Source organism: Brevibacillus laterosporus, assembly GCF_030489605.1.
GTDB classification, from domain to species: domain Bacteria; phylum Bacillota; class Bacilli; order Brevibacillales; family Brevibacillaceae; genus Brevibacillus_B; species Brevibacillus_B laterosporus_E.
Genome location: NZ_JAUKFY010000017.1, coordinates 60,344 through 72,573, shown reverse-complemented (window position 1 = coordinate 72,573; position 12,230 = coordinate 60,344). Strand labels below are relative to the sequence as shown.

General features: G+C 40.9%; 11 protein-coding genes. 3 read left to right on the top strand and 8 right to left on the bottom strand.

Translation table 11 applies throughout. The annotated features are described in order from the left end of the window. Nucleotides 1-371: 371 nt before the first annotated feature. Both dhaK and QZ995_RS17090 read right to left on the bottom strand, forming a co-directional pair. Nucleotides 372-2,135, bottom strand: coding sequence for a dihydroxyacetone kinase subunit DhaK (gene dhaK, locus QZ995_RS17095; protein ID WP_301809163.1), 1,764 nt, complete (start codon nucleotides 2,133-2,135; stop codon nucleotides 372-374). Nucleotide 2,136: 1 nt separating this feature from the next. Further along, nucleotides 2,137-3,270, bottom strand: coding sequence for a glycerol dehydrogenase (locus tag QZ995_RS17090; RefSeq protein ID WP_301809160.1), 1,134 nt, complete (start codon nucleotides 3,268-3,270; stop codon nucleotides 2,137-2,139). A 197-nt stretch (nucleotides 3,271-3,467) separates the two neighbouring features. Between QZ995_RS17090 and QZ995_RS17085 the strand changes: the two genes are divergently transcribed. Together QZ995_RS17085 and QZ995_RS17080 are read left to right on the top strand one after the other, a co-directional pair. Next, a complete protein-coding gene (locus QZ995_RS17085) occupies nucleotides 3,468-4,496 on the top strand; it encodes a PocR ligand-binding domain-containing protein (protein WP_301809157.1) in 1,029 nt (342 codons plus the stop codon). Nucleotides 4,497-4,692: 196 nt separating this feature from the next. Next, the gene (locus QZ995_RS17080) at nucleotides 4,693-5,463 is read left to right on the top strand and encodes an ANT(4')-I family aminoglycoside nucleotidyltransferase (RefSeq protein ID WP_301809154.1); all 771 of its coding nucleotides are present in this window, start codon (nucleotides 4,693-4,695) and stop codon (nucleotides 5,461-5,463) included. Nucleotides 5,464-5,719: 256 nt separating this feature from the next. Here the strand turns inward: QZ995_RS17080 and QZ995_RS17075 are convergent, their stop codons facing one another. The 4 genes from QZ995_RS17075 to QZ995_RS17060 all read right to left on the bottom strand — a co-directional run bounded on the left by QZ995_RS17075 (nucleotide 5,720) and on the right by QZ995_RS17060 (nucleotide 9,975). After that, the gene (locus QZ995_RS17075) at nucleotides 5,720-6,733 is read right to left on the bottom strand and encodes a hypothetical protein (RefSeq protein ID WP_301809151.1); all 1,014 of its coding nucleotides are present in this window, start codon (nucleotides 6,731-6,733) and stop codon (nucleotides 5,720-5,722) included. 419 nt (nucleotides 6,734-7,152) lie between these two features. Then, entirely contained in the window at nucleotides 7,153-8,403 is a 1,251-nt protein-coding gene (locus tag QZ995_RS17070; RefSeq protein ID WP_301809148.1) for an acyltransferase domain-containing protein, read from the bottom strand. A 33-nt stretch (nucleotides 8,404-8,436) separates the two neighbouring features. Beyond that, nucleotides 8,437-9,102, bottom strand: coding sequence for an MBL fold metallo-hydrolase (locus QZ995_RS17065; RefSeq protein ID WP_301809144.1), 666 nt, complete (start codon nucleotides 9,100-9,102; stop codon nucleotides 8,437-8,439). Between the two features lie 429 nt (nucleotides 9,103-9,531). Then, nucleotides 9,532-9,975: a transcription termination/antitermination NusG family protein gene (locus tag QZ995_RS17060; RefSeq protein ID WP_301809103.1), complete on the bottom strand. Its 444-nt coding sequence runs from the start codon at nucleotides 9,973-9,975 to the stop codon at nucleotides 9,532-9,534. 114 nt (nucleotides 9,976-10,089) lie between these two features. On the opposite strand from QZ995_RS17060, the gene QZ995_RS17055 reads away from it, so the two are divergent. Further along, nucleotides 10,090-10,227 carry a hypothetical protein gene (locus QZ995_RS17055; RefSeq protein WP_301809100.1) on the top strand — a complete coding sequence of 46 codons (138 nt, stop codon included), beginning with the start codon at nucleotides 10,090-10,092 and terminating at the stop codon, nucleotides 10,225-10,227. A gap of 308 nt (nucleotides 10,228-10,535) precedes the next feature. Here QZ995_RS17055 and ribH read toward each other — a convergent pair whose 3' ends face one another. Together ribH and QZ995_RS17045 are read right to left on the bottom strand one after the other, a co-directional pair. After that, entirely contained in the window at nucleotides 10,536-11,009 is a 474-nt protein-coding gene (gene ribH, locus QZ995_RS17050; RefSeq protein ID WP_301809097.1) for a 6,7-dimethyl-8-ribityllumazine synthase, read from the bottom strand. A 19-nt stretch (nucleotides 11,010-11,028) separates the two neighbouring features. Then, nucleotides 11,029-12,225, bottom strand: a complete 1,197-nt coding sequence (locus QZ995_RS17045; protein ID WP_301809095.1) for a bifunctional 3,4-dihydroxy-2-butanone-4-phosphate synthase/GTP cyclohydrolase II — start codon at nucleotides 12,223-12,225, stop codon at nucleotides 11,029-11,031. Nucleotides 12,226-12,230 lie beyond the last annotated feature (5 nt).

Below are 12,230 nucleotides of genomic sequence, written 5' to 3'. Positions count from 1 at the left end.
ATTGATAATCTCCGCCTGACAGAAAGACAAACAGGGCAATCGAGGAACCACTGAATATTGGCCCAAATTACAAGCAAAAAATTGCGATATATTTAGGGTGAGCCTTATAAATAAATGGAAGATGAATGCTGGTCTTAGTGGGTTGGAATTAGAGGCGGATAAACACGCGGAAGAGTATTTAGGTATTGAATTATTAATTACATTACGTAATGCAATCAGAAGGAATTTGAATGATTCTGTTTCTAAAGAACGAAAAAGGGGAGCCTAAGAGTTACATGAATAAGAATAACAATAATAGGGCTGTCTTTCGTCATCTTTTATGACCTCGAGAACAGCCCCATTTTACATATAGGAAGAATGCTATAATCCGTTTATTCTATAGCTTGGGCTAGCTGTGTGAAAATAACTCCCAATGCAAAAGCTCCTGCGTCCGGATATCCGAGACTTCTTTCACCGACTGTTCCCGCTCGGCCCATTCTAGCAACGATGGACTCGGTTTTCTTAGCCCCTAGTACTGCAGCTTCTGCCGCTTTGGTAGCTGCTGTCTTGATCTCATCGCCCTCTTTGGCGCTTTGCTCCCAGGAATCGGAAAAAGGTGCAAGTGCATCAATCAAAGTCTTATCGCCGACCACTGCTCCTCTTCCAAAGGACCTTTCTCCCGTATCCTGAATGCCTTTGACAACAGCCTTCATCATGCCAGCGAACTCTGAAACGGACAATTCGTTCTTGTCTTTGGCAAATTTACTTGCGGCTCGGAAGGCTGATCCCCAAATTGGACCAGAAGCTCCGCCGCAATGCTCCATAATAACCAAGGAGCAGGCATTTAGAAAATCTCCTATATTTGCTACATGATGTTCAGTAATTTCCTGCCACTCATTTTTCAATTGCTTGAAGCCTTTTGCCACGCTCATGCCGAAGTCACCATCGCCTGCATGAGAATCTAGCTCGCAGAAAGCAACTTCATTTTCGATAATGACCTCACTCATTTTGTCAATCAAATATATCAGGTTGTGTAGCGAGAATACGTTGTTCTCAATCTTTGCATATTGCTTATCCGTCTCGCATTGATAAGAAACGGTTTGATTCACTTGTTGGGATTCCAATACTACTTTGTCTGCACGCAACGGGCTAAACGGTTGGTTAATTTGCAATGCAGGGGTATCGCAACTTGCCTCTAAATAACGCTTAAGTTGATCGTCTAGTGAGATGATCGACACCGAAGCTCCTGCCATATCTATGCTCGTCATGTAGTTGCCAACGAATACCTTATAGATGGATACGTTGCTCTTGTTGATTTCACGAATCACTGCATTCGCCAGCAAATACAATTCCTGTAATGGTGATCCGCCGAATCCATTAATCAATACGCCGATTTCTTGTTGTGAATCGCCTTTGATGTTCATATCGCGGAATAAATCAGCTACCATTTTCTTTGCTAATTCGTTGGCAGATACAAGCTTTTCTCTGCGGATTCCGGGCTCCCCGTGGATTCCTACACCGTATTCGATCTCATCCTCACTTAATTCGAAGGTAGGTGTCCCTTTAGCAGGAACTGTGCAAGATGTAAGTGCAAAGCCAATGCTTCTTGTACGATCAATGGCCTTTTGAGCAATTTCCTTTACTTCACTTAAATCCTTTCCTTTTTCTGCTGCCGCCCCGGCAATTTTATGAACCAATACAGTTCCGGCAACGCCCCTTCTTCCAACAGTGTACAGACTGTCTTCCACGGCGATATCATCATCAACTTTGACATAATCGACAAGCAACCCGTCTTCGCTTGCAAGATGTGCCGCATTTTTAAAATTCATGATATCTCCGCTGTAATTTTTAATGATCAGCAAGGTACCTTTCTTACTGGCAGAGGCTTTGATCGCTTGATAAACCTGAATCTGAGAAGGCGAAGCAAATACATCTCCGCAGACAGCAACATCTAACATTCCGCTCCCAACAAATCCTGCATGTGCAGGCTCGTGCCCGCTGCCTCCACCGCTAATAAGCGAAACCTTATCTGGGTTGATTTCTCTTTTCTTCATTATCTTATATTTGCTTATAAATTCTAAATCCGGATGCGCAAGTACCATTCCACTACACATTTCTCTTACCAGTGTTTCCGGCTTGTTCATGATTTTCTTCACATTACTCACCCTTTTTCTTAAATTCCTGCCCGATTTGATCGGCTACCATAATGGCGGCTACTACATCTTCTTCACTCACAGGAAAAGGCATGGAATGAATAGACTCTTCTAGTATACAAGCTTTCTTTGCGACATTCATCAGCTCGGCTCTGGTGACACTCGTTACACCGATATCAGAAAGACACACCGGAAGTCCTACACTTACGCAGAAATTCAATACCTCGTTTATTTCTTTTCTGTCTGCATTTTCAAGCACCAATTGAACTAGCGTTGAAAATGCGACCTTTTCACCATGAAAATACGAATGGGTTCCTTCCAATGCGGTTAACCCATTATGAATGGCATGCGCCGCTGCCAGACCTCCGCTTTCGAACCCTAGACCCGACAAAAGAATGTTGGTTTCAATAATGTTTTCAAGCGCTGGAGTGACGATATTAGAATCACAGGAGATTTTAGCTTTAAGTCCGTCTTCAAGCAGCGTTTCATAGCAGAGCTTTGCAAGTGCAAGGGCAGCCTTTGTTCCTTTGGCCGGCTTACCCACTCCGGATATTGCTCCACAAGGAATTCCCGCATTCACATTGGAATAAGAGCTAGCAGTTGCTCTAGCTTCAAAATAAGTAGAAAGCGCATCCCCCATGCCAGAGACAAGAAAACGCGTAGGAGCATTGGCAATTACGGTCGTATCTATCAGCACTACACTTGGACTTTGTTTAAAGTAGGCATAGTCATCAAATTCTCCTTCTGGTGTATAAAGAACAGCAGAATGGCTTGTTGGAGCGTCCGTCGCGGCAATGGTCGGCACGATAATTAACGCCTCGCCCTCTGCTACGCATTTCGCGGTATCGATCGCTTTTCCTCCACCCAATCCAATCGTGCAGGAACAAGCGTGTTCCTTCGCAAGTTGTTGTAATCTGTGAACTTCATTTCGAGAACACTCTCCGTTGAAACCGCTCTCAATTATAGTTACGCCAAATTGTGCCATGGTATGTTCAAGCTTATCTTTTACACGATTGATGTCATCCTGATGAGCAATAAGAAGAGCAGAATCACCAAATGTCTTGATGAAATACCCTAGATTGACTAATTCATTTTCACCTTGAACATACTTAGTTGGGCTAATAAATGCTTTTCTCATTTGAATAATCCTCCTCTGTGCGATTGTATCCCCATTATAGAGCCACCTTGTACAAAGATCATTGAACGATTCACTCCAAATAAAGCGCTTTTTCATCGTATTATCTTATCCTGCATGTCCCAAAATGGTATTATCTTGTCCTGCCATCAGACTATTATGCTATAATAATGCGAAGGTACGAAAGGAGAGTACATCTCATGACCTTGCATGTTAAATTGGACAAAATTATAGATCTAAAAAAGTGGCAGAAACTGCAGGACTCACTCTCTCTCGTCACTAAAATGGCGATTATCACAACAGATTATAAGGGTGTACCCGTGACGCAGCACAGCCAATGCCAGAGCTTCTGTCAGGCGATACGAAAAGACACCGTATTGTCCGAATACTGCCAAAAATGCGATGCAAGAGGCGGATTGGAGGCTGTGCGATTGAATCGTCCCTATATCTATCTTTGTCATTTTCACATCATTGATATTGCCATCCCTATTATTGTCAACAATCAGTATATTGGAGCTATTATGGCAGGGCAGGTAAAATTGCGTGATAATCCAATGGAACTGGAACAAATAGTAACCCGTCCAACCAATGCCGACACCCATAAAAAGCTCCTTGGCTTGGAACAAGACTATGCCTCTCTTCCCGTCTTGTCCTATGATGAAATAACAACCATTTCTGAAATGCTGTATCATTTATGCAATTACATTGTGGAAGAAGCGATCACGAAAAATTCAACCATTGATATGTACCGTCATGCGTTAAGAACGGACAAACCTGTTATTGATGCTATTGCCGATCACTCGTACCGTAATATCCAAACCATGAAAAAAGAGCTGGAAAATACGCTTATTGATAGTCAGATCTTAAATATGTCTACCCATAAAAAGATTTCCACCAGCACCATTCTTCAACCGGCCTTTGACTATATTTATACTCATAAAAATGAAAACTTTACATTAGCGGATATGGCTGATATCTGCCATGTTAGCCCAAGCTATTTCAGCCGTTTGTTTACCAAGGAAACCGGGGAGAATTTTTCTGTGTTTATTCCACGCTTGAGGATAGAGTGGGCTAAACAAATTTTAGAGACAACCGATCTCTCCATTTCTCAAATCAGCAATGAATTAGGATTCAGTGAGCCTAGCTATTTTATTAAGACATTCAAGAAGTTCGAGAGGATAACGCCTTCTGTCTATCGTAGTGTATATAGTAATAGAGATGATACCTAGGGATTCATCGAATAAGAAAAAGGTTTTCTTTTTTAATGGTTCCATGTAGGAAAATGAGTCCGATTGGGTATGTTCCCAATAATGTATTGGAGGAGTTCTCATGCATCCAAAAAATGTCCCCCGTTAATCCCGAGGTCCTCCATTCATGTATTCGTACCAACCTTACCCCAAAAATTACAAAGGGAGATGTATGAGAATGAACATGAATGGACCTGTAAAAATTTCTCGAAATGAAAGACTTCAAAACTGCCAAGAAATTGCTGCGAGATTACATGACGTATACAAAGAAACAGTTCTGGCCATAGGAATCTACGGATCTGTTTCCCGAGGTACAGACGGTCCTTTTTCGGATATTGAGATGTTTTGTGTACTTAATGAATCCAGCGAAGACGTAGAATTTAGTTATGAATGGTCTGCGGGACCCTGGAAAGCTGAAGTGAATGTATGCAGTGCAAATGTCCTTCTGAACACAGCTGCTACTGTGGAAGGAGATTGGCCACTTACACACGGTCCCTTCTTTGCCCCGCTTAGTCTGTATGATCCTAAGGGCTTTTTTCCAACGTTAAAAAAAGCGGCAGAATCACCAACAAAGGAAGATTTCACACAGGCAGTCAATGAAGTTCTTGTAGGTGAAATGTATGAATGTATCGGGAAGCTTAGAAATGCAAGTCTAAACGGCCCTCTTAGCTACCTGCCCTATTTGGCCATGCAGTTTGCTCAATACGGTGCCATGGTAATCGGGTTGCACAATCAAAAACTCTACTCGACTGGAGCCATGGTTTTACCCGAATCATTGGAGCTTGCGAATCGTCCGGCAGGGTTTGACGAGGTAGTCAGACTGGTGATGTCTGGAGATTTAGCAGAGCCGTCCAAAATAATTGCCGCCTGCGAAGATTTCTGGAATGGCCTCATAGCTTGGGCAGCGGAACATCATTATGTGATTCATTCAGAACGAATTCCTTTTTAATCCAGGATGAGACGATTCCTTGCAAGAGAAGTCTTAGATTGTTGAGAAAAGCCCCGCCTTTTAGCGGGGCTTTCTTTTTGGCTTTGATTCAGACGTTTCGTTTCCTTTTATAGATAAGCGGTTACGTAATGGAATTATGGTATAGGGATGTCGATCTCCGCCAGACAATTACATGTCGGGCTATATCGGGCTATATACTGAATCCTTTTCTCCAACAGGAATAACCCTGTATGTGAAAAGACAATTTATCATCCATTTAGTTCATCAAACCTTGTTCCGGTTTAATGGAAAAATTCCAGAAGGCTCCTTTCTTATTAATGCTAGCCTTGATTGTTGGCATCCCTTTTTTAGTAAAAGTATACTCATTATAATGAACGGAAACATCATAGCCTTTGAGGTCTAGTTGAAACCACTTTTTTACTATTGGACTGGCAGCGAGTATCGCTTTTTCTTTGGTATAGAAAGGTTTTGCAAATACCTTTTGACGTTCCTCCTCGGAAACATAATCAACCTCTTTGCTTGAGGATACTGACACCAATTTACCTGTTTTAGCACCTACATATACGGAGTAACCGTGCTGTTTGTCCCCAAAAGACCACACTTTATCGATGCTTTCTTTCGGACTTGTATAGATTGTGGCAGTTGGCAGAAGTTGAACCGATTGATTATTGCTCAGCACTTTTATCGCTTTCTCGGCGGTTTTTACTTTACTTGGATCAATTTGTTCAGTCTTATACGAAGCCCCAGCAGAAATTACCTGTTCTGTCAGTGCGTCAAGCAAGACAGAAGCTGAGAGATTATCTGATCGAAACAACCAGACATTCTCCTTCTCCCATCTCGTTCTTTCTACGCTTGTAATCTTAAAAGTTTGTTTTCCATCCAGCCCCTTTAATGTTCTCATAACGGATTCCTGTAAGCTGGGCTTCACTTCTTCAAATGAAAATCTGACATTCACATGCTTTACCTCGCCCGTTTTTTTATCGACAAGGATGTTGCCTCGATTGTTTTTTGCTTTAACGACCCAGGAGCTCGGATTTTGCCCGACGATTTCGTCTAATTCAATTTCAACACCTTCTGCTAAAGATTGCATAGCCTTCTTCATTGTTTCAATCACATTCTTGTCCAGTTCTGTAAGGGATGGCAGTTTCATTTGTGTAGCCGGTAATGCATTCTCAGCTGCATACACGGATGATATCATTCCAGGGAAAGATGGTACGGTCTGTACTAGTAGAGTAAGTGTGCATACTGCTAAAAGCGCTTGTTTTTTCATCACATGGCATCCTTTCTGTTTGTAAAATCACTTATTTGATCCAGCAAAACAGATATCGTTACACCATTGATAAAAAAGATCTCCGTGAAGACGCGATTTTTTTTCGAAAAGAGATGGCGTTCCTCTCCTCCCTCTATGCTAGTCCTCTTCTACTTGTTTGGCATAATAAATCTTGTAAACCCGCCACATAAAATCTGAAAAAAAAAGAGACCCGCCATGAATGGACAGGTCTCTGATACTATATTATAGATGAGACTTTTCAAAATCGAGTGTTTTACGGCTGATTTATTGTAAAAACGATTGTAAACATTAGAATTACTTGTTATCTGTAGTGTACAGCTTTTCACATAAAGCAATTATTGCTTGCAGGGATTGTGGTTCTGCCAAGAGGAACATATGGTTAGGTGAATCCACATCTGCTAGATTGGGTTAGGCAATTGCCCCATCCACCCCTGCCAATATGGTCGATGATCCAATGAAATGGAATCTTCCTCTGTTACAAAATAAGGCTCTAATTCCCCTAAAAACAGTTCACTTTTATTTCGGAAATAATAGCAAGTAACTCCATGTGGATCTAATAACGGAGATACCGCGTAATGTTTTAGATCGAAAGCCTTTTGAATCCTGAGATTTTGCTGAATTTGTGCCTTTAGTTGATCCTTTGGAACGGTAATTCCTCTTTCTTGAGCAAGACCGATAAGCTGATTCAGAAATGTCTCATCATCAGCACGACAATTCAATTCATTCCTGTGAATGAGGGAATGCATCGGATTAGCCTGTTCAGCAGATTTTGCCGCTACCAAAGCAATGTTAATGGTTTGTAGATTCTTCGACTTCGTTGAGATTTCAGCCGATTGTTCCAGATAGACATAATCGCTTTCTTGCTCCATAGCCTGCAAAGCTTCGAAAAAACAGATCGGTTGTCGTACAACATCCCAAAAATAATTACTGTCTATTTCACTTATCAACCTTCCTTTTACCCCTGAAACAAAGGAAATAGTTGGATGCTTTAGTCTTTGCGTTAAGAGAAAGGCTTTGTAATTCCGTTCAGCAGGGTCAATCAGTGACGAATGAAACGCAAAAGAGACTGGAATTTGCTGGGAAATAATATTTTGCTCCCTTAAAAATCTCTCAGCCGCTTGTATCTGAGCCATACCCCCAGATATAACAAAATGGGAATGATAATTCACTCCCACAAGCTCTGTTTCGTTCTTTAGAATACTATTTTCATAAACGGCAGGGTCTGCTAAAACTGCTAGCATACCTCCAGGACCGCAAGTAGATTCAAACACCTCTGCCTGTTTAAGTACGGCCGTAAGAGCTTGCTCTGCATCTAAAATCCCAGCAACAGCGGCGGCGGCAAATTCACCAAGACTGCTCCCAAGCACATAGGCAGGACGAATACCACTTTCGATCAAGGTCTTGGCCAATGCATATTCCAGCATAAAAATGGCCGGGTGTGTATGTTTCGTCTGATTAAATCTATCTCCTTTGGCTTTTGTTGGATCGTATAAAATCTCAAGTACGGACTGCCCTGTAATGGAAGATGAGATCCGATCCAGCTGCAGCATCCATCTTCTGAAGCTCGGATTCTGGTCAAATAATTCTTTTCCCATTTGAAAATACTGTGAGCCTTGTCCTGAAAACATAAACACAATCGGTTTTTCCATCCACGCTCCTCCGTTCTCATACAGCCAGTACCCTTATTTAAAATCAAATACATTTTTCTGATTTTTACGCATCCGAAACTTGATGAATTCCTCTTTATTTTCAATTTGGAAATAAATATTGTTTTTCAAAAGATAGCCCAGAGGATATCCTGGCTCTTTCCCATATGAGTGTCCCGGATATATGCGAACATTTGAATCGACCCTATTTCGAATTTTTTGTACGCTTTCATACATTTGATCTGGACATCCTCCAGGCGTATCGCACATTCCACAGCCTTCCACGAAGATGGTGTCCCCTGTTAACAATGCAGCAGATAAGAGAAAACAGGAACCTCCTGCCGTATGTCCCGGTGTTAGAAGACAAATGATTTTTGTCTCTCCCAGCATAAGCTCATCTTCATCGGCAAAGGAGTGCAAATTAGGAGAATGATACTGATAATAGTCGATTTCTTCGGAAGACATGTATACTTTTGGCTGATACCGATTCACTAATGGTTCTACCAAATGAACATGATCGTAATGTGAATGAGTAAGCAGTATCATCGTTACCTCTGCACCGAGGTCTGTGAGCATGGTTGTAATGCGTTCCAACTCCCATGCAGGGTCCACAATGGCTGCCTTCCCCGTAGCTTGATCCATGATGATATAACTGTAATTGAAACCAACTTTGAGTTTGTATAAACGATACGTATCATTCATATGATCCGCATATCTCCTTTCAAAGTTGTTTATATAAAAACAAAAAAGAGGAATTACCCCCCCCTCTTACATTTTTTATGTATTAACTTGCGCCGATTGCGGTCACATTTTGCAGTTTATGTAAGCTTGCAGACACACCTTCTCCATGTCGTCTACAAGTATGCACACTACTTATCATTTCATGTATGTACCCTAATTTCCCCTAACGTGCCGAAACAACGATTAGTTTCCACTAGAGAATGAATTGCTGCTGCAGTGAAAATGTTTTGCATATACGACCCAAGAAAAATTCTTAATTTTATAATTAGTAGTATTATACAAATAATACTGCGCAATGTCGATAATTGTCAATTTGTTATTTTATGCATTAGAATTGAATAATAATTTATGGTTATTAATTAACAAAAGCTTGAAAAAATTATGGTTGATTTACTTTTCAACTATCCTATAATTATATTTAACATACATAAAAACCCTTACATAACTCCCAGACATTTGACTAATGAAAGAACGTAAAAAAACTTTTTGAAAGGAATAATCAATAGCTGAAAAATTCGTGATTGAAATATCCTTCTTAGCATAATTGCTGCTTGTTAATTTTGAATATATGGGACCTATATTAACAAATTTGTATAAGTTAGGTATTTCTTTGATTTTGTAAAAAATACTTGAAGTCATATCTGTTTTAATTAAAACATAGCCAGGAAATAAAATTTTAATATTGCGAAAAATAACTCCGTTCTTTTTCTCAGGAATTTTTCTCTTAGGTATGAGAGCATACAAAGTTTGTTCATCAAAATGATAGTTCAAATGATCCTTAACTATTTCTTCCCCGCCTGATCTTACGTACAGAGCATACCATTTCAAAGTCATGATGAAGAAATATCCCCACTCTTACGATTATTAGGCAATACAGACATCATTACGTATTCCAAAATTCACTTAGAAAATTCAGAGGTTTATGTCAATTCTGGCCCCTTGAAAGGAATGGAAGGACAGATTAAAAAAGTAGATCGGCACAAAAAACGCGCTAAAGTACTCATAAAATTTATGGGCTCAGAGAAATTGGTCGATCTTGGTGTTGAAATACTTTCCAGCTTAAAAAATCAAAATATTAGCAACTAAAGAACTATTGTTCATTTTTTTGCCATTACCAGATGATGCTTCCACTAATCTGCCTATAACTGTGATCATTCCTTAAAAGTGATACTCATCAAGCATTTTTGGATTGTAAGCTGCTTGGCTTAGTTACTATCTCAATAACATTTATGGATTTCCTTAAGAAAGCCTCAGTCTGCCCGTAAATAGATTTAAAATTATTACTATTTAAAACATCTGTTTGCTTTATTCGTATTCTTTCATTAACAATTTCAATGATCTATTTGCATAAAAGGAGCTACCGAATCTATCGGTAGCTCACATTTTAATAACATTTAGCAAGTTTGTTCAAAGCTACGTGCCAAATTAGCCATTTCAATAGCGGAAGTGGCCGCTTCACATCCTTTATTTCCAGCTTTTGTCCCAGCACGTTCGATAGCTTGTTCAATATTATCAGTCGTCAGGACACCAAAAATAATAGGTACTCCAGTGCTCATAGAAAGAGCTGCTACTCCTTTTGCACATTCATTGCAAACATAATCAAAATGAGGAGTCGATCCGCGAATTACTGCTCCTAATGTAATAACCGCATCAAAACGCGCTGTTTCGGCCATTTTTTTCGCCATAAGCGGAATTTCGAATGCCCCCGGAACCCATGCAATTTCAATTTGGGCTTCTTCCACACCATGACGTTTTAGTGTATCTAAAGCCCCACTTACTAGCTTACTGACAATTAATTCGTTAAAACGACCCGCAACAACTCCTATACGTAATCCTGAACCGACGAGATTGCCTTCCCAGATTTTCATACTCATCCTCATTTCTTCATTATAATATAGTTAGCATATGACCTAGTTTCTGTTGCTTGGTATGCAGGTAATTGTGATTATGCTTATGACTTTTCATTTGAAGCGGTACTCGTTCTGCTACTTTTAGACCATATCCATTGAGCGCCACGATTTTTCTAGGATTATTGGTTAAAAGGCGCAATTTCTTGACCCCCAGATCACGCAATATTTGTGCACCAATTCCATATTGACGTAAATCAGCGGGGAAGCCTAGCCGTTCATTGGCCTCAACAGTGTCTAAGCCTTCTTCCTGTAGCTGATATGCTTTTAATTTGTTAATTAAGCCAATTCCGCGCCCTTCCTGTCTCATATATAGAAGAATTCCGGCTCCTGCCTCGTCGATTTGTTGTAAGGCAGCATGCAATTGTGGTCCGCAATCGCAACGAAGAGAACCAAATATATCTCCTGTTAAACATTCAGAATGTACACGCACTAAAACAGGCTGATCAGGGGAAATATCTCCCTTAACAAGAGCCACATGTTCTTTTCCATCCAACGTATTCGAGTAGGCAAAAATGCGAAAATCTCCGTATTCTGTAGGCAGAATGGTTTCCGCCTCCTTCTTCACCAGCGATTCGCTTTGCATGCGATAATGAATCAGTTGTTCGATCGAAACAATCTTTACATTCAAACGCTTCGCTATTTCTAGAAGAGCAGGTAAACGGGCCATGCTTCCGTCCTCTTGCATGATTTCGCAAATCACCCCAGCGGGATAACCGCCTGCAAGCCTGGCTAGATCTACTGCCGCTTCTGTATGTCCTGCCCTCTTTAATACTCCGCCCTCCTTGGCGACTAATGGAAAAATATGTCCAGGGCGACGGAAACGATCAGCTTCTGCTTGCGGGTCGAGCATCGCCATGATCGTTCGTGAACGCTCATGTGCCGATATCCCAGTATGCGTGTCCCTTTCATCAATGGAAACGGTAAAAGCTGTTCCGTGATGATCCGTATTATTTTCCACCATCTGTCTTAACTGTAGCTCACGAGCTCTTTTGTCCTCAATCGAAACGCAAACCAACCCTCTTCCATGGGTAATCATGAAATTAATCATCTCGGGTGTTGCCTTCTCCGCCATGCATAAAAAATCCCCTTCATTTTCCCGATTCTCGTCATCGACCACAATAATGGGCTTTCCCTGACGCAATTCCTCTAGCGCCTCTTCTATTGTGTGAAACATGTAGA

Excerpts from the sequence above, each read along its gene's own strand:
- QZ995_RS17090 (WP_301809160.1), bottom strand. The coding sequence starts at position 3,270 with ATGAGAAAAGCATTTATTAGCCCAACTAAGTATGTTCAAGGTGAAAAT.
- QZ995_RS17065 (WP_301809144.1), bottom strand. The coding sequence starts at position 9,102 with ATGAATGATACGTATCGTTTATACAAACTCAAAGTTGGTTTCAATTAC.
- QZ995_RS17085 (WP_301809157.1), top strand. The coding sequence starts at position 3,468 with ATGACCTTGCATGTTAAATTGGACAAAATTATAGATCTAAAAAAGTGG.
- QZ995_RS17070 (WP_301809148.1), bottom strand. The coding sequence starts at position 8,403 with ATGGAAAAACCGATTGTGTTTATGTTTTCAGGACAAGGCTCACAGTAT.
- ribH (WP_301809097.1), bottom strand. The coding sequence starts at position 11,009 with ATGAAAATCTGGGAAGGCAATCTCGTCGGTTCAGGATTACGTATAGGA.
- QZ995_RS17055 (WP_301809100.1), top strand. The coding sequence starts at position 10,090 with ATGGAAGGACAGATTAAAAAAGTAGATCGGCACAAAAAACGCGCTAAA.
- QZ995_RS17080 (WP_301809154.1), top strand. The coding sequence starts at position 4,693 with ATGAACATGAATGGACCTGTAAAAATTTCTCGAAATGAAAGACTTCAA.
- QZ995_RS17045 (WP_301809095.1), bottom strand. The coding sequence starts at position 12,225 with ATGTTTCACACAATAGAAGAGGCGCTAGAGGAATTGCGTCAGGGAAAG.
- QZ995_RS17060 (WP_301809103.1), bottom strand. The coding sequence starts at position 9,975 with ATGACTTTGAAATGGTATGCTCTGTACGTAAGATCAGGCGGGGAAGAA.
- QZ995_RS17075 (WP_301809151.1), bottom strand. The coding sequence starts at position 6,733 with ATGAAAAAACAAGCGCTTTTAGCAGTATGCACACTTACTCTACTAGTA.